This is a genomic window from Kribbella sp. NPDC050820, assembly GCF_040653975.1.
Classification (GTDB): domain Bacteria; phylum Actinomycetota; class Actinomycetes; order Propionibacteriales; family Kribbellaceae; genus Kribbella.
This window is the reverse complement of sequence record NZ_JBFAHB010000083.1, coordinates 1-18,806: the sequence shown is the minus strand read 5'-3', so window position 1 is coordinate 18,806 and position 18,806 is coordinate 1. Positions and strand designations below refer to the sequence as shown.

The following is an 18,806-nucleotide window of genomic DNA, read 5'->3' as shown; positions in this document are numbered from 1 at the left end:
ACCTGCCATCGTCGTTTGCCTAACGTACAACCAAATGGTTGTAGATGAGGCAGTCGTGGACCAGTTGCTGCATGCGCTGGCCGACACGACCCGGCGCGACATCGTGCGGCGCTGCCTGACCGGCGAGGCGTCGGTGTCGCGGCTGGCAGCGGCGTACCCGATGAGCTTCGCGGCCGTGCAGAAGCACGTCGCCGTACTGGAGCGCGCCGGGCTCGTCACCAAGCAACGCAGTGGCCGGGAGCAACTGGTGCGCACCGACAGGGACGCCGTACGGCGGGCTCGCGAGGCACTCGACCAGCTCGAGGCGACCTGGCGCGGCCGGGTCGACCGGATGTCCGAGCTGCTCACCGAAACAGAGGGGAACCGAGAAGATGAGCGTGACGAGCGTTGACAAGGACTTCGACGCCCTGACCCTGACCGTGGTCGCGGACTTCGACGCGCCGGCCGAGCGGGTCTGGGAGCTGTGGGCGGACCCGCGGCTGCTGGAGCGCTGGTGGGGACCGCCGACGCACCCGGCGACCGTGGTCGACCACGACCTGACCGCGGGCGGCGAGGTCGCGTACTACATGACCAGCCCCGAGGGCGAGAAGTACCGCGGCTGGTGGCGGTTCACGGCGGTGAACCCGAAGGAGTCGCTGGAGTTCCTCGACGGCTTCGCGGACGCCGACGGCAAGCCGGTCGACGACATGCCGGTCAACACGGTCCGGATGCAGCTCAGCCCGTACGGCGGTGGCACCCGGATGGAGCTGAAGTCGGTCTTCGACTCTCGCGAGCAGATGGATCAGCTGATCGGCATGGGCATGGCCGAGGGCCTGGAGCTGTCGATCGGCCAGATCGACGCACTGCTCGCTTAGTGGATGTTTTCGAGCTCTGCGAGTGAGGCCTCGAGGTGGATCAGGAGCCGCTGGAGGTGCGGGATGGTTCGGCGGCAGCCGATGAGGCCGAAGTGCAGGTGGTGGTCGTAGCTGGTCACGCTGATGTTGAGCGCCTGGCCGTTCAGCACGATCGAGGCCGGGTACATGCCGAGCAGGCGGGAGCGGTTCCAGTACAGCGGGCTCTCGGCCGGGCCGGGCACGTTGGAGATGACCAGGTTGTACGGCGGCGCCGTACGGTCGGCCACTCCCGGGAGCACGGCGGCCGGACCGGCGACGCTGAAGCCGAGGGCGCCGATCATCAGGTTCTGCAACGGAGTGAGGCCGGACAGCACGCCCTTGCCGTAGCTGGTCGACGCCATGATGCGGCGGATCCGCGCCTCCGGGTCCGCCTCGTCGGTGCCGAGGTCGGTGATCAGCGTGCTCAGCGAGTTGCCGCCGCCGGGTGCGTCGGAGCTGCCGCGCAACGACACCGGGACCATCGCGGTCAACGGCTTGTCCGGAAGGGCGTTCAGCTCGAGCAGATAGTTGCGCAGGGCACCTGAACACATCGCCAGCATCACGTCGTTGAGCGTCGCCCCGGTGATCGCCCGCACCTTCTCCAAGCGCTCGATCGCCCAGGACTGCGCCGCGAACCGCCGCGCCCCGGTGATCCCCTGGTTGAACACCGTCCGCGGCGCGGGGAAGGGGGTGGTCGCCTGCAGCAGGCTCCGCAAGCCGACCGGGGTCAGTCCGGCGAGGTCGGCCAGAAGACGGGCGGCACCACCCGCCGCATGAGCGGCGGAGCCCAGCGTCCGCCCCGGAATGCGGCCGACGGCAGCGAGCAACTCGGCGGCGCTCGGCAGTCCGGCCGAGCCGCCTCCGGCCGCAGCTTTGGCGGCCAGTCCGTCGACAGACGTCTCAGTTGAGCCGGCTCCTGCCGATCCGGCCGCCGCTCCCCGACCTACGTCAGGGAGCGCGTAGGTGGCGGGCATGCCCGTGCAGTCGGGGTCTGTGGTGAGGGTGTCCTGCATCCAGCGGAGGGCGGTGACGCCGTCGATCATCGAGTGGTGGATCTTGCTGTAGAGGGCGAAGCGGCGGCCCTCGACGTTCTCGATCAGATGCATCTCCCACAGCGGGCGGTGCCGGTCGAGGAGGGTGCCGTGCAGCCGGCTGGTGAGCTCGAACAGCTCCCGGTACCGGCCCGGCCGGGGCAGCGCCGACAGCCGCACGTGGTACTCGAGATCGATCTCGTCGTCCTGCTCCCACGACCAGTAGCCGAGGTCGAGCGGCCGGTTCCGCACCCGGCGGGCGAACAACGGATTGACCGCCTGCGCCGCGACCATCTCGTGGTACAGCCGCGACACGTAGTCCCGCCACCCCTCCGGGAACACGTGATCCCGCCCGGCCCCCTCGGGCAGCTCGAACAGCATCAGCCCGCCGACATGCATGGGCTGCTCACGACTCTCGCCGAGCAGGAACATCGCATCCAGCGGCCCCACCGCGGTCATTGACCCTCCCGCTCCCGACCTGGGTTCCTGACAACTCATCGTTGTCAGGTTGTCCCCAGGCCGTCTACCCCTGCTAACAGCGCTTACGGAGATTTAGTTGTCCCCTCAGCAACTGCAGCAGCAGGTTCAGTCGAGCGGACGGTAGTTGACGCCGAGGCGTTCGATGCGGCTGAGGTGGGGGCGGAGGCGGGTGAGGAAGTCGTCGTACGACGTCTTCGGGGAGCCCCAGGCGCGTTCGGCGAAGGCGGACAGCCGGGGCAGGAGCATGTAGCCGACCTGGTCGGGGCCTTCCATGTACTCGGTCCACACGTTGCACTGTGCGCCCACGATCCGGGCCTGCTCCTCGGCGTTGAGCCCGGCCGGGATCACCTCGAAGTCATACACCTTCTCCAGCGGGATGAACCCACCGATCGCGAGCGGCTCCGTGGCCGCGTCACCCTGGTAGTAGTCGAAGTACACCGACTCGCACGGCGTCATCACGACCTCGTGACCCGCCTTCGCGGCGACCTCGCCGCGCTCGGCACTGCGCCACGCCATGATGACCGCGTCCCTCGGGCAGTCGGTCTCGACCATCTCGTCCCAGCCGACCAGCCGCCGCCCCTCCTCGGCCAGCACCGACGCGACCTGCGCGGTGAACCAGCCCTGCAACTGCCCCGCCTCGGACAGCCCCAGCTCGGCCTGCCGCTTCTGCGCGGCCTCCGCCTCCCGCCACTGCACCGACGGGCACTCGTCGCCGCCCAGGTGGATGAACGGTCCCGGGAAGATCTCCAGCACCTCCCGCAGCACGGTCCGGACGAACTCGACCGTCTCGTCGTTCACGTTCAGGACGTCGTCGCTGATCCCCCACACCTGCCGCACGCCGATCTGGTTCTCGGGGAAGTTCCCGAGCTCCGGGTACGCCGCGATCGCCGCCTGCATGTGACCCGGCAGGTCGATCTCCGGCACCACGGTGATCCCGCGGTCCGCGGCGTACGCGACGATCTCGCGCAGCTCGTCCTTGGTGTAGAACCCGCCGTGCCGCGTGCCGTCGTAGCTGAACTCGGTCTGGCCGTGCGACATCTTCCCGACCATCGTCTCCGGCCGCCAGGCACCGACCTCGGTGAGCTTCGCGTACGCCTCGATCTCGACCCGCCAGCCCTGGTCGTCGGTCAGGTGCAGGTGCAGCACGTTCAGCCGGTGCAGGGCGAGCACGTCGATGACCTTGAGCACGAACTCCTTCGGCATGAAGTGCCGCGCGACGTCCAGCATCGTGCCCCGCCACCCGAACCGCGGCGCATCCGCGACCCGCACCGCCGGCACCGCGACCTTCCCGTCCTCGACCGGTACGGCGGCATCCAGCAATTGCAGGTAGGTCGTCTCCGCGTGCCGCAGCGCGTCCTCGGAGCCGGCCGACAACCGGGCGCCCTCCGCGGTCACGTCGATGCGGTACTCGGTCTCGCCGAGGTTCTCCACCACCGTCCGGACGGCTTCGGCGACCGGGTCCTCGGCGACCCATTGGCCTTCGGTGACGGTGAGCTCGCGCGGGGCAGGGACGATCGCGATGTCGGGCATCCGGACTCCAAGGGGGTGGAATTACGTCAAGAGGATCCTATAGTCGGGCTCCACCGCAGTCCATGTTCGGAAGTGCGTGCAACTCAGATACTGAGAACGCTGCCGAGCAAGCGGAATCCGGCTGCCTTCCGGGTCAGGTTGATGAGAGGGTGACCTCGTGACCACCGACCAGAGACCCGCCGAGCTCCAGCGAACGACTCTGCGGGTGCTGGTGGCCAGCAACGCACTGGGCGGGGTCGCGACGGCCAGCGGGTTCGCCGTGGCCGGCCTGCTCGCGGAGAACGTCTCTGGCTCGACCTCGCTCGCCGGACTGGTCGCCACGTCGACCACACTGGGCGCTGCGCTGCTCGCCGTACCGCTGGCTCGGTTGGCTCGGTCGCGTGGGCGGCGGGTGTCGTTGACGACGGGCTACTTCATCGCCTTTTCCGGTGCGGTGCTCACCATCGTCGCCGCACAACTGGACTCGCTGGCGTTGCTGCTGTTCGCCGGTTGCCTGTTCGGCAGCGGCACGGCCTCCAACCTGCAGTCCCGGTACGCCGCCACGGACGCAGCGGACCCGGATCACATCGCACGTTCGCTGGCCTTGGTCGTCTGGGCCACGACGATCGGCGTGGTCGTCGGGCCGAACCTGACCGGCATCGGCGGCGAGGTCGGCACGTCGCTCGGCCTGCTGGCGCTGGCCGGTCCGTACATCTTCTCGGTGTTCGCGTTCGCCACCAGCACGCTCACGGTCTGGTTCGGCATGCGGCGACTGCAGCAGCTCACGCCGCGGCAGAAGCTGGAACGCCAGCCACTCGCGACGACCTTCCGTCAAGTCATCGCCATCCCCCACGCGCGGCTCGGCCTGCTGGCGATCGCGACCGCGCACGCGGTGATGGTCGGCGTGATGTCGATGACGTCGGTCCACCTCACGCACCACGGCGCGTCCCTGACCATCGTCGGCTTCGTGCTGAGCGCCCATGTCGCCGGCATGTTCGCACTGTCCCCGCTGACAGGCTGGCTGGCCGACCGTCTCGGCCGGATCCCCACCATCGGCATCGGGCTCGGCATCCTGGCCATCGCGATGACGCTCGCGGCGCTGGCGCCGGACGACGCGCACGGCCTGACCGGAGTAGCACTCTTCCTGCTCGGCCTCGGTTGGTCCGCCTGCCTGGTGGCCGGCTCCACGCTGCTGTCCCGCTCGGTCCCCGAGGACATCCGCACCTCGGCCCAGGGCATGTCCGACCTCACCATGGGCATCCTCGCCTCGATCGCCGGCACCGCCTCCGGCCCGATCCTCGCCTACTTCGGTTTCCACTGGCTCGCCGTCGTCTGCGGCCTCCTGCTCATCCCGGTCGCCCTGATGGCCGCCACCACCAAGCCAATGCCCTCAGCCACCGTCATCAACTCCTGACGGACCGTCTCGGCGTACGACCCGGTGGAGTGCGGGGCTATGGTCTAGCGGTGTGAGCATTGCGGACGGCGGGATCCCCAGCCCGAACATTTGGCACCACCCGAAGGTGTACGAGGTCGAGAACCGCGCGGTCGACCCGGACAGGGTGATCGAGCCGGCGATGCGGGCGATCCGGGACTGGGCCGGGGCGACCGTGCTCGACATCGGGTGCGGGACCGGGTTCCACCTGCCGATGTTCGCCGCGACCGCGGCCCGGGTGATCGGCGTCGAGCCGCACGGCGCTCTGGCCAAGGCGGCTCGCCGTCGGACCCGGGCGCTGACCAACGTCGAGGTCAAGCAGGGTACGGCGCAGCGCCTGCCGGTGCCGGACTCGTCGATCGACGTGATGCACGCCCGCTGGGCGTACTTCTTCGGACCGGGCTGCGAGCCGGGGCTGGCCGAGCTCGACCGGGTGATGCGGCGGGGCGGGACCGCGTTCGTCATCGACAACGACGGCAGCCGGTCGACGTTCGGGCGCTGGTTCAGTGCGGCGTACCCGACGATCAAACCGCCTGTGGTGGAACGGTTCTGGGCCGCCCGCGGCTGGCAGCGGACGCAGTTGGACATGGGCTGGCGGTTCGAGAGCCGGGCCGACTTCGAGGCGGTGGTCCGGATCGAGTTCACTGCGGCCGACGCCGACAGGATCATCGCCGAGCACACCGGCGCCGAGGTCGACTACGCGATCAACCTGTGGAGCCGGACCTTCTGAACATCTTCTGAAACGGCACGCGGCTACCCCCTGCAATGGGCCCTTGGCCCCAATAGGGTTGACGGACCACTCGACGGCTCATCTGGGGAGGCGCCAGCCAGGGATGGACGGACTGCTGCTCGAACGAATACCCGATCTGCCGGAACGAGTCCTGATCGAGGTCGGGGAGCAGCGAGCCCTGGTGATGCCCAATGCCGCCGCAGCCCGCCGCCTGGCCGACCTGGTGATCGGCCTGGAGGACCCGCCCACCGACGCAGTGGTCAAGACCGGCGGCGCGGTACGGCTGGTGCCTGCCGAAGGTGGACTGCTCCCCCACCTGACTGTGCTCGGCAACGTCGTACACGGGCACACCGTCACGCACCGGGTGACACGTCAGGCAGCAGAGGAGCATAGCCGGCTGACAGCTGAGTGGTGCGGCCTGGAAGACGTGCTGGACCGCTACCCGCACGAGATTACCCCAGGCCGTCGTCGACTGGCCGGTGTGGCCCGGGCGCTCCGCGCAGAGCCGCGAGTGATCGTGCTGGAGGACGCAGGCGGTCTGCCGACGTGGGGATCGCTGCTGGGTCTCAGATCCAACCCCGAGCTCGGCCGAGCCGCCATGCTGCTCATCACAACCGACCCGGAGCGTACGACGGGATTCGGCGATGCAGCGTAGTCGTCGGGCGTTCCTGGGCGCGGCGGCGACGCTGCTGGTCACAGGGTGCTCGAGTGACGTCCTCGGACTGCGTCGCAGCGTGCGGGTCGCGGTGAGCTGGAGCGGACAGGAACTGCGGGCGTTCCATGACGTCCTCGACGGCATCGGCAAGCTGGACTACCCGGTCGAGGTCGTACCGCTCGGCGACGACATCTCCACGGCCTTCGGCGCCCGCTCGACCCGTCGGCCGGACATCGTGATGCTGCCGCAGCCCGGTCTGGTCCCGCGCCACCTGCATGACCTCGAGCCGATCCCGGACGACGTCGACGATCGCGGGCGGGCCCGGCTCTGGGCCGAGTTGCTGGTGCACGACGGGACGACGTACGGCGTTCCGTTCAAGACGGCGCACAAGTCTGCGGTCTGGTATCGCCCATCGGTCTTCCGGGAGTTCGGTCTGGAACCGCCACGGCTCTGGTCCGAGTGGCTGGACGTCAACAGGTCGCTGTCGCTCGCCGGACTGCGGCCGCTGTCGCTGGCTGCTGGTGACGGCTGGGTGCTCACCGACTTCTTCGAGAACGTCCTGCTAGGCATAGCGCCCAGCGTCTACGCAGCACTCGCGACGGCCGAGCGTCCGCACCCGTCGCACCAGCCGCAGATCGCTGCCGCCCTTCGCCTGCTGGGCACCATGTGGTCGGCTCGCGGCACTCTGGCCGGTGGAGTCGAACGGTCGCTCGTGCAGCAGTTCCCGGACGCAGTGGTCGAGGTCTTCGGGCACCGCAGAGCCGCCATGGTGCTCGCGTCCGATTTCGCCGAGCCCGTCGTACGCTCGTTCGCCGCAGACCCCGACGACGTCGGTCTCTTCACCTTTCCCGCGCTGTCCCCCGGCACTGCGCCGCCTGTCGTAGTCGGCGGCGACGTGATGGTGCTGCCGAAGCCGACCTCAGACGACGCCCTCGATCTGGTACGGCGCCTCGCAGCACCGACCGCTGTGGACCCGTGGGTCAAGGAGGGCGGGTTCCTGGTCGAGGGACGGGACACCGGCTACTCCCCCGAGCTCACCCGGCTCGCCAAGCAACTGTCGGAGTCCGGTGGGCAACTGCAGTTCGACCTGTCCGACCGGCTGGGGCGACTCGGTGCCATCAACGGGCTGTGGCGAGTGCTCACCGACTTCCTGGTCCGGGTCGGTGACCACGGCAGTGAGTCCGTGCCTGCCGCTGTGGACGCGGCGATGACGGAACTGCGGAAGGTGGAGAGCTGATGGGCTTGCAGAGCAACGGCCTGTCGCTCGAAGTCGCCGGCCGCGAGGTGAGTGGTCGCCCGGTCGCAGGCAAGCCGCGGCGTCCGGCTGCGCCGTACCTGCTGGGTTTGCCTGCGTTGTTGCTGAGCTGCCTGCTGCTCATCCCGATCGGGGTCACGGTGGTCGCCGCCTTCAAGACACCGAGCGGTTTCGGGCTCGGCAACTTCGCGGTGATGGGCGACCCCGAAGCATTGCGTGCCGTGGGCAACAGTCTTGCCTGGGTCGCGGTCGCGCTCGGGCTGGTGGTGGTCGGGTTCTTTCTCGCACTGGTGAGCTACCGACTGCCCGAGGTGACGTCGTTCCTGCAGCCCGCGCTGGTGATCCCGTTCGCGGTGTCGGTGCTGGTGTCCGGGGCGACGTTCCGGCTGATCTTCGACCCGGCCCCCGAGCGCGGCACGCTGACCGCGGTCTGGACGAAGCTGTTCGGGTCGAGCCCGGTCTGGCTCGGTCCGGGCCTGTTCTGGCTGGTCCTGGTGTCCGCCTTCGGCTGGACCTGGCTCGGGTACGTCGTCTCGTTGTTCCGGGCCGGCCTGGACGCCATCCCGGACGACGTGGGCCGCACGATCGCCGCCGAAGGCGTCACCGGCTGGCGCCGGCTGTTCGCGTTGGAGATCCCGCTGCTTCGGCCGATCACCGGTGTGGTCACGCTGACGCTCGTCATCGCGGCCGTCCGGGTGTTCGACCTGGTGCTGATCGTCGTACCCGGGCCGATGCAGCGCTCTGCCGACGTACTCGGTCTGAACTGGTGGCGTGCGACGACAACAGGCGACGACCCGGGCCGCACGGCGGCACTGGGCGTCGTGCTGTTCGCGATCGTGGCTGCGGTCGGTGTGGTCGGCGTGCGCGGGCTGCGGCGGCGCAGGTGGGCGATGCCGGTGCAGGTGGTGCCGCCAGACCCCACAGTGGGTCGACCGAAGCCCAGCAAGCGAGTACGACGGATCGGGTGGACCGCAGGTTTCGCAGTGAGCCTGGTGTGGATCCTGCCGGCGGTGGTGCTGGTTGCCACTGCATTGCACTCACCAGGCGAGGCAGGTCTGCGGGGCTGGTGGTCGCCGTCGGGGCTCGGGTTCTCGTCTTTCGCCGCTGCTGCGAACGTCGGGTTGTTCCGTGCGTTGCTGTCGACGCTTTTGATCGCCGGCGCGGCAACCGCCGTACTGCTGGTGATCGCCGTACCGACGGCGTATCTGGTCGCGTGGGGTGGGCTGCCGCAGTGGTTGGGGCGAGTGGTGACGTCGATGTTCGTCGTGCTGGCCGTGACGCCGGTGCAGATGTACGCCGCTCCGTTGCGGGACGCGATTGGTTCTGCGGGGTTGGCCGGATCGCGGGTCGCGTTGGCCTTGGTACATGCGGCTGCCGGTCTGCCGTTCGCCGTACTGCTGCTGCGGTCCGCCTTCGCGTCTGCGCCACCTGCGTTGGTGTCTGAGGCATTGCAGGGGCCTGCGCGGCAGAGCTCCGTACTGGCGACTGTGCAGCGGACGTATCGGCCCGCGCTGGTTGCTGTGGCGGTGCTGGAGTTTGCCCTGGTATGGAACGACTTCATCGTGGGCTTCCTGATCAGCGGCCCGGGTACGACGCCGTTGTCGCTGGTGTTGTGGGGTGAGGCGCGACAGTTCTCCGCGTCCGCCGGGACTGTGGCCGCTGCCGGTGTGGTGGCTTCCGTCGTACCCGTGGTGCTGATGCTGTCGAACTGGCAGCGGGTCGTGCGTGGGCTGACGGTCGGGGGCCGGCCGTGACGACGTCTGCGCCGAGTGCTCCGAAGGTCGAGGAGGAGCAGAGCCGACGGCGAGGTGGGTTCTTCAGTCGCAGTGCGCTCGCCTCCGGGCTGCTGACGGGACTGCTCGGCGACAGGCTGTCGGAGAGCCTCAACAGTGGTGGCTGGATCCGGGTCGCGGGATTCACCGTGGCCATCGCCTGCGCGCTGATCTGGGCGTACTACGACATCCCGATCGCGTTGCGGGCGTACCGGAGATGGCGACGCGGCGGTGTGGCCGCCGTACCTGCTCCGGACCTGCACGCGGCTGCGGAGCAGGCAGAGTCGTGGATGTTCCAGCTCGGTTCGGGTGCTGCCGGGATGGCCGCCGCCGAGTGGTTCGCCCTGAACGAGCCGCGGCTGCGCGACCTGCTGGACACGGAGAAGGCGCGTGAGGAGACCGCTGACGACCTCGCCCGGATCTGTGACGCGCTGGAGGTCTGGTACCTGCGCAGGTACGAGCCCCTTCAGCTGCTGGCGCTCAGTGACTTCTTGGCCGCGGTCGCGGACACGAGCGGACGCCGCGACCTTGCGGAGCTGGCAGCCGCCCGTGCGGCGACTGCGTACCGACTGATGGGTGACCTGGACAGTGCGACGACACGGCTCGGCATCTCGGACAACGTGGCGACCCACAGCCGTACTGCGGCCGCGCTGACTACTCGTCGTCAGGTGGAGCGAGCACTGCTGCATCTTGAACGAGCCGAGCAGTCGCCGGCCGGGAACGACCGGGACGAGGCCGTGCTGAATGCACGAGACCGGCTGGACGACGCACGGCTCAACCGACCGGGTCCAGACCTCGCTGCGGAGGTGGCGATCTCGATCAACCTCGCGATCGTGCACCTGTACCAGCAGGATCCGGAGAACGCGCTGGACCATCTCGGCATTGCGGCTGCTCGTGCCACTGCCGCCGGAGACATCAGCGGGCATGCACATGCGCTTGAACTGTATGGCGTCGCGGCCTGGATGCAACGCAGCCCGCACGAGGCCAAGCGGTGGTGGACGCACGCCGAGCACCTCTACGCGGAGATCGGCGAGCGCGAGGGACAGGCGCGCTGTCTGCAGCACCTGGGATCTGCGGCGGTCGTCTCAAGTCGGCTCGAGGAAGGGCGGAAGCTCCTCGAGCGGAGCGCGTCGCTGCGGCAGTCCGAGAGCGAGCTGTTGTCGACGTACCTCGAGGCTGCGCGGGAGACCCGGCAGCTGCCGGAGGTCGAACCCGATCCCGTTCCACGCTTCACCGGCGGGTGGATCCGCCGCCGTCTGGTCCAGTTGCGTGACCACTTTCGCTGAGCCTGTGGACAGCCGCTCGGGATTTGTCGGCAGCTTCGCCTAGGTTGTTCGGCATGGCGAAGGCAGCGGGGATCACGAAAGGAAAACCAGCGTTCGCGTGCTCGGAGTGCGGGTGGACGTCGGCGCGCTGGATCGGGCGTTGTGGAGAGTGCCAGGCGTGGGGGACGGTCGCCGAGGTCGGCGCCCCCAAGGCCGCCCGGATCACCGCCGGCCCGGTGTCGTCACCCGCGATGCCGATCGCCAAGGTGTCCGCGATCGAGGCCGAGTCCCGCCCGACCGGGATCGGCGAGCTCGACCGAGTGCTCGGCGGCGGCGTCGTACCGGGTGCGGTGATCCTGCTCGCCGGTGAACCCGGTGTCGGGAAGTCGACGCTGTTGCTCGAGGTTGCCGCGCAGTCGGCTCGGCGCGGTCAGCGGACGTTGTACGTGTCGGGTGAGGAGTCGGCTGCGCAGGTGCGGCTGCGCGCCGGGCGGACCGATGCGTTGGTGGACGAGCTCTACCTCGCGGCCGAGACGGATCTGTCCGCGGTGGTCGGTCAGGTGGATGCGGTCGAGCCGTCGTTCCTGGTGATCGACTCGGTGCAGACAATGGCGCATCCCGAGGTGGAAGGCGCCCCTGGTGGGGTGACCCAGGTTCGTGAGGTGACGGGCGCGCTCGTGCGCCTCGCGAAGGAGCGGCACATCGCGGTCGTGCTGGTCGGCCACGTGACGAAGGACGGCGCGATCGCCGGTCCGCGGATGCTCGAGCACCTGGTCGATGTCGTGCTGGCCTTCGACGGCGATCGGCACTCCGGGTTCCGGATGGTCCGGGCGACCAAGAACCGGTTCGGCCCGTCGGACGAGGTCGGGTGCTTCGACATGGTCGACACCGGCATCGTCGAGGTGACGGACCCGACCGGCCTGTTCGTCTCCGAGCACGCCGAGCCCGTCGCGGGGACGTGCGTGACGGTGATGATGGAGGGCCGGCGGCCGCTGCTGGCCGAGGTGCAGGCGCTGGTCGGGCCGTCCGCGGCGCCGCAGCCGCGCCGGACCACCTCGGGCCTGGAGTCGTCCCGGGTGTCGATGGTGCTCGCCGTGCTCGGGAACCGGGTCGGCCTGAAGCTGACCGACCAGGAGGTGTACGTCGCCACCGTCGGCGGCGTGAAGATCGGCGAACCGGTGGCGGACCTGTCGGTGGCGATCGCGGTCGCGTCGTCCGTGATGGACCGGCCGATCCACCCCGGCCTGATCGCGATCGGCGAGGTCGGCCTGGCCGGCGAGGTCCGCCGGGTTGGCGGGCTGGAGAAACGCCTCGCCGAAGCCGCCCGGCTGGGCTTCACCAAGGCGATCGTCCCGGCCGACGTCCCCAACCGCGGCAAGGACCTGAAACCCATGGACATGCAGGCCAAGTACGGCCTCCGGGTCTTCGCCGCCCCGGACCTCCCCTCCGCCCTGCTGGCCGCCGGCCTCACCTGACCGGCCTGTGTTTCCGGCCACACCCCACGGCTGCCGGTGAGACGCGGGATCCACGGGCGTGCAGTGGGGAACGTACGCTGGGGTGGCCCCCCGCCGGGTTCAGCGTGGAACCTGGACAGCTTGCCGGCCTGCCCGGATGACCGCAGGAGCCCTCAGATGACCGGATCCAGAGTTGTCGCGCTCGGCCACTACCAGCCCGAGCGAGTGCTCACCAACGCCGAGCTCGCCACCATGGTGGAGACCAACGACGAGTGGATCCAGAGCCGGGTGGGCATTCGCGAGCGCCGGATCGCGGCACCGGACGAGCAGGTCGACGAGATGGCCTGGCGGGCCGCCGAGAAGGCCGTCGCGAACGCCGGCATCGACAAGGCCGAGATCGACTACGTCGTGGTCGCCACCTGTACGGCGATCGACCGTTCGCCGAACATCGCCGCCCGGGTCGCCGCCCGGCTCGGCCTCGGCAGCCCGGCCGCCATCGACGTGAACACGGCATGCTCCGGCTTCGCGCACGCGATCGCGACGGCCGACCACGCGATCCGGGCCGGCGCCGCCTCGAAGGCGCTCGTCATCGGCGTGGAGAAGCTCAGCGACTTCACCGACTGGACCGACCGCACCACCTGCGTGCTGATCGGCGACGGCGCCGGCGCGGCCGTGCTGGTCGCGAGCGAGGAGCCGGAGATCGGCCCGGTGGTCTGGGGTTCGGTGCCGGAGATGTCGGACGCGGTCCGGATCGAAGGCCAGGACGCGAAGTTCGCCCAGGAGGGCCAGGCCGTCTTCCGCTGGACCACGACCCAGCTCCCGGTGATCGCCAAGCAGGTCTGCGAGAAGAGCGGGATCGCACCCGAGGACCTCGGCGGCGTCGTCCTGCACCAGGCCAACCTGCGCATCATCGAGCCGCTCGCGAAGCGGCTCGGCGCGGTCAACGCGGTGGTCGCCAAGGACGTGGTCGAGTCCGGCAACACCTCGGCCGCGAGCATCCCGATCGCGCTGTCGAAACTGGTGGAACGCCGCGAGATCCCGAGCGGCGCGCCGGTGCTGCTGTTCGGATTCGGCGGCGGGTTGTCGTACGCCGGCCAGGTCATCCGCTGTCCCTGACCGGGCATCCGTCGTCCTCACGGCGGTCCGATTCACGCGGGAGATCGGGTTGCACGGATCAGGTGCACGGGCGTTTGCACGCGCACGTGCAAAGGCATCCGATCCGCTGTCCGGCGACTGACCGGTAGCCGGGGACTTGCGCCCCACGACGGCGGGCGAACCGCATAGACTCAGTTTTCGTGGCCCCCAATTCCGACAAGAACAGCACCGATGCCCGGATGCGCGCGACCCTCGCGGCGGTCGCACCCGGGACCGAACTGCGTGAAGGCCTGGAACGGATTCTGCGCGGTCGCACCGGCGCGCTGATCGTGCTCGGCCACGACAAGACCGTCGAGTCGATCTCCACCGGCGGGTTCGAGATCGACATCGAGTTCTCCGCGACCGGCCTGCGCGAGCTGAGCAAGATGGACGGCGCGATCATCGTCGACCGCGACGCCGCGCGGATGATCCGGGCCGCCGTGCACCTGATGCCGGACCCGTCGATCTTCACCGAGGAGACCGGCACCCGGCACCGCACCGCCGACCGGGTCGCCCGGCAGACCGGGTTCCCGGTGATCTCGGTCTCGCAGTCGATGCACATCATCGCGCTGTACGTCGACGACCAGCGCTACGTGCTGGAGGACTCCGGCGCGATCCTGTCCCGGGCCAACCAGGCGCTGGCGACCCTCGAGCGGTACAAGCTGCGCCTCGACGAGGTGTCCGGCACGCTGTCCGCGCTGGAGATCGAGGACCTGGTCACCGTTCGCGACGTGGCCGCGGTCGCCCAGCGGCTGGAGATGGTCCGCCGGATCGCCACCGAGATCGACGGGTACGTCGTCGAGCTCGGCACCGACGGCCGGCTGCTCACCCTGCAGCTCAACGAGCTCGTCGCCGGGGTCGCCGGCGAACGCGAGCTGGTCGTCCGCGACTACCTGCCGCCGGCCACCGGCCGCAAGGCGAAGACGGCCGACGACGTGCTGCTCGAGCTGGACGCGGTCAGCCCGACCGACCTGCTGGACATCGGCCAGGTCGCGCGGGCGCTGCAGCTCGGTGGAGCCGAGCAGCTGGACGCGGCCGTGACGCCGCGCGGCTACCGGCTGCTGGCCAAGGTGCCGCGCCTTCCGGGTGCGGTGATCGATCGCTTGATCGACCACTTCGGCCACCTGCAGAAGTTGCTCGCGGCAAGCATCGACGACCTGCAGACGGTCGAGGGCGTCGGCGAGAACCGGGCCCGCACGGTCCGCGAGGGCCTGTCCCGGCTGGCCGAGTCGAGCATCCTCGAACGCTACGTCTGACCCGGCGCCGGATCGCATCCGGCCTCGTCGGCACCCACCCCCGGTTCGCGGCGGCGAGCCGGGGGTGACTTGTGTTCCGGGTCCGGCGCGAGCAATACTCCAGGTGGAACATTTCGCACGGAACAATCCGTACGGAGGATGATGGCTGAGCTGACCCCGCTGGCGATCTCGGTGCTGGCGCTGCTCAACGAGCGCCCGATGCACGCCTACGAGATGTACCAACTGCTGATCGCCCGGCAGAACGACCGGATCGTCAAGGTCAGGCCCGGCTCGCTCTACCACACGGTCGAGCGGCTGGCCGGCCAGAACTACGTCCGCGCGACCGGCACCGAACGCGCCGGCAACCGCCCCGAACGCACGACGTACGAGATCACTCCGGACGGCAACGAGGCGCTGCGCCGCCGGGTCGAGACCGGGCTGGAGAAGTACGTCTACGAATATCCGCTGTTCCCGGTCGTACTGAGTGAAGCGCACAACCTCGACGTCGAGGACGCGCTGCTGCGGTTCCGCCGCCGGGTCGCCGACCTGGACGACTGGCTCGCCGAGCTGGACGAGGCGATCGCGACCGCCCGCGCCGAAGGGGTGCACGAGCCGTACTGGCTGGGCGGCGCCTACGTCCGGGCCCAGCTCGCCGCCGAGCGCGACTGGCTGGCCACCACCGTCGAACGGATCGAGAGCAAGGACTTGCCATGGGTACCCCGCACCACGTGAGGCCGGAGGTCCGGCCGTGGCCGGCGCTCTGGGCGCTGGTGATCGGCTTCTTCATGATCCTGGTCGACTCGACCATCGTGTCGGTCGCGACCCCGGCGATCATGACCGAGCTGCGCACCGACGTCGGCAACGTGATCTGGGTGACCAGCGCCTACCTGCTGGCGTACGCCGTACCGCTGCTGGTGACCGGACGACTCGGCGACCGGATCGGGCCCAAGAAGGTCTACTTGACCGGCCTGGCGCTGTTCACTGCCGCGTCGGTGTGGTGCGGCCTGACGACGTCGATCGAGCTGCTGATCGTCGCCCGGGTCTTCCAGGGGCTCGGCGCGTCGATGATGACGCCGCAGACGATGGCGGTGATCACCCGGATCTTCCCGCCGGACCAGCGCGGCCGCGCGATGAGCCTGTGGGGCGCGACCGCCGGCGTGGCGACGCTGGTCGGCCCGATCCTCGGCGGCGTACTGGTCGACGGGCTCGGCTGGGAGTGGATCTTCTTCCTGAACGCGCCGGTCGGCGTGATCGCCTTCGTGCTGGCGCTGCGACTGGTGCCGGACCTGCCGACCCACGAGCACAAGTTCGACCTGGTCGGCGTCGGGCTGAGCTCGGTCGGGCTGTTCCTGCTGGTGTTCGGCATCCAGGAGGGCCAGAAGTACGACTGGGGCACGATCAAGGGCCCGATCTCGGTCTGGTCGCTGATCATCGCCGGCCTGGTGGTGCTCGCGGCCTTCGTGGTCTGGCAGGCCCGCAACCGCGGCGAACCGCTGCTGCCGCTGGGCCTGTTCAAGGACCGGAACTTCTCCCTGGCGAACACCGCGATCACCACCGTCGGCTTCGCCATCACCGCGATGACGTTCCCGCTGATGCTGTACGCGCAGTCGGTGCGTGGCCTGAGCCCGACCAGGTCCGCGCTGCTGCTCGTTCCGATGGCCGTCATCACCGGCGCGCTGTCGCCGTTCGTCGGCAGGCTCACGGACCGGGCGCACCCGCGGTACCTGGCGAGCTTCGGCCTGCTGTGCTGCTCGGTCGCGCTGTTCTGGCTCAGCCAGGTCATCGAGCCCGATGTGCCGATCTGGCAACTGCTGCTGCCGATCGCGCTGCTCGGCGTGGCCAACGGCTTCATGTGGGCCCCGATCGGCAGTACGGCGACCAGGAACCTGCCACTGCACCAGGCCGGAGCCGGTGCGGGCGTCTACAACACGACACGTCAGGTCGGCGCGGTTCTCGGTAGTGCGGGCATCGCCGTACTGATGGAGTCGCGACTGGCGCACAACCTGCCTGCCGGTCCTGGCGGTGCGCCGGCCGGCGAGGGGATGGCAACGGGCGGAACGTTGCCCGAGCTGATGCATCAGGGCTTCAGCGACTCGATGGCGCAGTCGTTGATCCTGCCGGCTGTGGTGCTGCTGGTCGGGCTGGTCGCGGCGCTGATGTTCGTCAAGCCGACGCACCTGCAGCAGGCGCCGGCCGCCGGGTCAGACGACCTGGAAGGCTTGCGGAGCTGACGCACGGCCGTCGAAGACCGCCTTGACGACATAGGTTCCGGCCTTGGCGACCGGCTGACCGGGCAGGCAGCCGGGCCCGGACCGGCGGCCGTTCCAGGGCACCGTGACGGCCGACTGCTTGCCCTTGGCAACCACCAGGGTGGCGCGCTGGATCGTCTGCCCACAGTGCGTCGTGGTCCAGATCAGGTCGTTGCCCGAGGTAACGGTCACGGTCAGGGCGCCGGAGTCGATCGAGGCCTTGCACTCGTCCGAGATCGCCTCGAGGCGGACCACGAAGTTCAGCACCGAGCCGGACACGATCTTCCGGTTCGCCGGCACCGCCTCGACCCGTAGGTCGGAGCCTTCGCACTTGGTGTCGCGCGGCGGCGTCGTGGTGCCGCTGGTGGTCTTGGCCGGCTGCTCGGTCTTCTTCGTGGCCGGCGTGCCGCTGGGTGTCACCACCGGGGCGGTCGCCGGGTCCTGCTGCGGGCCGGACGCAGCCGTGTTCTTCGGCTCCTCGCCGCCGCCTCCGAACAGCCGGAGGACCAGGAAGAGCAGCAGCGCCAGGACAGCAAGTACCAGTCCCCGGCGGAACCAGTACACGCTGGCGGGCAGGTGCCCGACCGGACGGAGCAGGCTGCTCATGGCCTGCATCTTAGGATCGGCTTTGTGCTGGACCAGTCAGGCTCGCCGCTCAGGCCCACAGCTGCCGCGCCGCGCAGTCCCGCGGCTGCCGCGCTGCATGGGCCCGTTCTGCAGTGGTACGACGCCAACGCGCGCGTGCTGCCCTGGCGCGAGCCGGGGGCCGGTGCGTGGGCAGTGATGGTGAGCGAGTTCATGCTGCAGCAGACACCCGTCAACCGGGTGCTACCGGCGTACCGGAGCTGGCTGGAGCGGTGGCCGAAGCCGGCGGACCTGGCTGCAGAGCCGCCAGGTGAGGCTGTGCGGGCCTGGGACCGGCTCGGGTACCCCAGACGTGCCCTGCGGCTGCACGCGGCCGCTCAGGCGATTGTGGAGCGGCACGGTGGCGAAGTACCGGACGATCACGACGCACTGCTCGCTCTGCCCGGGGTGGGGACATACACGGCGGCTGCGATCGCGTCGTTCGCGTTCGGGCAGCGGCATGCGGTCGTGGACACCAACGTGCGTCGGGTGCTCGCGCGAGCCCTCACTGGGGTCGCGCAGCCGACCATCTCCCCCACTGCGGCTGACCAGCGGCTTGCGGTGAGCGCATTGCCCGCTGACGAGCCGACGGCAGCCCGCTGGGCGGTCGCATCGATGGAGCTGGGCGCACTGGTCTGCACGGCGCGTACGCCGAAGTGCGAGGACTGCCCGATTCGCGGGCGGTGTGCGTGGGTGCTTGCCGGGAGTCCGCCGTACGACGGGCCGCCTCGGCGGGGGCAGACGTACGAAGGCACCGATCGGCAGGTCCGCGGCCGGCTGCTCGCCGTACTGCGCGCCGCGACGGACGCCGTCCCCAAGCAAACCCTGGACGCCTGCTGGCCCGACCACTCCCAACGCGAACGCGCCCTGGACGGCCTAGTAGCCGACGGCCTGGTAGAACCCCTCCCCAACACCCACTACCGCCTACCCCGCTAAACCCGCCCTACGGGGCGAGTAGGCGCGTCGCCACTGGCCCCCTCCCCCGTGGTGCAGGAGGCGCTGAGGCTGGAGCCGGCTGCTGTTTTCATACCCCGCCGACGGGGGCCCCCCCGGCGGCCCGCGGGGGGGGTTGGTGAAAACGGGGCCCGGACCCAGGGAGAGGGCCCGCC

General features: G+C 69.7%; 17 protein-coding genes. 14 read left to right on the top strand and 3 right to left on the bottom strand.

The annotated features are described in order from the left end of the window. Positions 1-34 precede the first annotated feature (34 nt). Positions 35-391 (top strand): metalloregulator ArsR/SmtB family transcription factor, encoded by a 357-nt coding sequence (locus AB0H36_RS41035; protein ID WP_360536250.1) that lies wholly within the window; start codon positions 35-37, stop codon positions 389-391. Beyond that, complete coding sequence (locus tag AB0H36_RS41030) at positions 378-854, top strand: SRPBCC domain-containing protein (RefSeq protein ID WP_360536248.1); 477 nt, start codon at positions 378-380, stop codon at positions 852-854. The genes AB0H36_RS41035 and AB0H36_RS41030 overlap by 14 nt, the downstream gene beginning before the upstream one ends. On the opposite strand, the gene AB0H36_RS41025 is transcribed toward AB0H36_RS41030, so the two are convergent. Beyond that, positions 851-2,362 carry a wax ester/triacylglycerol synthase family O-acyltransferase gene (locus AB0H36_RS41025; protein WP_360536246.1) on the bottom strand — a complete coding sequence of 504 codons (1,512 nt, stop codon included), beginning with the start codon at positions 2,360-2,362 and terminating at the stop codon, positions 851-853. The two genes, AB0H36_RS41030 and AB0H36_RS41025, sit on opposite strands and share 4 nt — an antisense overlap. A 126-nt stretch (positions 2,363-2,488) precedes the next feature. After that, positions 2,489-3,913 (bottom strand): beta-N-acetylhexosaminidase, encoded by a 1,425-nt coding sequence (locus AB0H36_RS41020; protein ID WP_360536244.1) that lies wholly within the window; start codon positions 3,911-3,913, stop codon positions 2,489-2,491. Positions 3,914-4,070: 157 nt separating this feature from the next. Between AB0H36_RS41020 and AB0H36_RS41015 the strand changes: the two genes are divergently transcribed. The 11 genes from AB0H36_RS41015 (at position 4,071) to AB0H36_RS40965 (ending at position 17,055) form a co-directional block, all read left to right on the top strand. Further along, entirely contained in the window at positions 4,071-5,306 is a 1,236-nt protein-coding gene (locus AB0H36_RS41015) for an MFS transporter (RefSeq protein WP_360536242.1), read from the top strand. Positions 5,307-5,358: 52 nt separating this feature from the next. After that, a complete protein-coding gene (locus AB0H36_RS41010; protein WP_360536240.1) occupies positions 5,359-6,054 on the top strand; it encodes a class I SAM-dependent methyltransferase in 696 nt (231 codons plus the stop codon). Positions 6,055-6,157: 103 nt separating this feature from the next. Next, positions 6,158-6,709, top strand: coding sequence for a hypothetical protein (locus AB0H36_RS41005; RefSeq protein ID WP_360536238.1), 552 nt, complete (start codon positions 6,158-6,160; stop codon positions 6,707-6,709). Then, complete coding sequence (locus AB0H36_RS41000) at positions 6,699-7,946, top strand: ABC transporter substrate-binding protein (RefSeq protein ID WP_360536236.1); 1,248 nt, start codon at positions 6,699-6,701, stop codon at positions 7,944-7,946. The genes AB0H36_RS41005 and AB0H36_RS41000 overlap by 11 nt, the downstream gene beginning before the upstream one ends. Beyond that, a complete protein-coding gene (locus AB0H36_RS40995; protein WP_360536234.1) occupies positions 7,946-9,718 on the top strand; it encodes a sugar ABC transporter permease in 1,773 nt (590 codons plus the stop codon). The genes AB0H36_RS41000 and AB0H36_RS40995 overlap by 1 nt, the downstream gene beginning before the upstream one ends. Further along, a complete protein-coding gene (locus AB0H36_RS40990; RefSeq protein ID WP_360536232.1) occupies positions 9,715-11,022 on the top strand; it encodes a hypothetical protein in 1,308 nt (435 codons plus the stop codon). Before AB0H36_RS40995 ends, AB0H36_RS40990 begins: the two co-directional genes overlap by 4 nt. Before the next feature lie 53 nt (positions 11,023-11,075). Beyond that, entirely contained in the window at positions 11,076-12,476 is a 1,401-nt protein-coding gene (gene radA / locus AB0H36_RS40985) for a DNA repair protein RadA (RefSeq protein ID WP_360536229.1), read from the top strand. Between the two features lie 156 nt (positions 12,477-12,632). After that, entirely contained in the window at positions 12,633-13,571 is a 939-nt protein-coding gene (locus AB0H36_RS40980) for a beta-ketoacyl-ACP synthase III (protein WP_360536227.1), read from the top strand. A 179-nt stretch (positions 13,572-13,750) separates the two neighbouring features. Then, entirely contained in the window at positions 13,751-14,845 is a 1,095-nt protein-coding gene (gene disA / locus AB0H36_RS40975; RefSeq protein ID WP_360536225.1) for a DNA integrity scanning diadenylate cyclase DisA, read from the top strand. Positions 14,846-14,986: 141 nt separating this feature from the next. Next, positions 14,987-15,556 (top strand): PadR family transcriptional regulator, encoded by a 570-nt coding sequence (locus AB0H36_RS40970; RefSeq protein ID WP_360536223.1) that lies wholly within the window; start codon positions 14,987-14,989, stop codon positions 15,554-15,556. After that, a complete protein-coding gene (locus tag AB0H36_RS40965; protein ID WP_360536221.1) occupies positions 15,535-17,055 on the top strand; it encodes a DHA2 family efflux MFS transporter permease subunit in 1,521 nt (506 codons plus the stop codon). The genes AB0H36_RS40970 and AB0H36_RS40965 overlap by 22 nt, the downstream gene beginning before the upstream one ends. Here the strand turns inward: AB0H36_RS40965 and AB0H36_RS40960 are convergent. After that, complete coding sequence (locus AB0H36_RS40960; protein ID WP_360536219.1) at positions 17,026-17,679, bottom strand: hypothetical protein; 654 nt, start codon at positions 17,677-17,679, stop codon at positions 17,026-17,028. The genes AB0H36_RS40965 and AB0H36_RS40960 overlap by 30 nt on opposite strands. 93 nt (positions 17,680-17,772) lie before the next feature. Here AB0H36_RS40960 and AB0H36_RS40955 point away from each other — a divergent pair, with 93 nt between their 5' ends. Beyond that, positions 17,773-18,633, top strand: a complete 861-nt coding sequence (locus AB0H36_RS40955; RefSeq protein WP_360536297.1) for an A/G-specific adenine glycosylase — start codon at positions 17,773-17,775, stop codon at positions 18,631-18,633. The last annotated feature ends 173 nt before the right edge of the window (positions 18,634-18,806 follow it).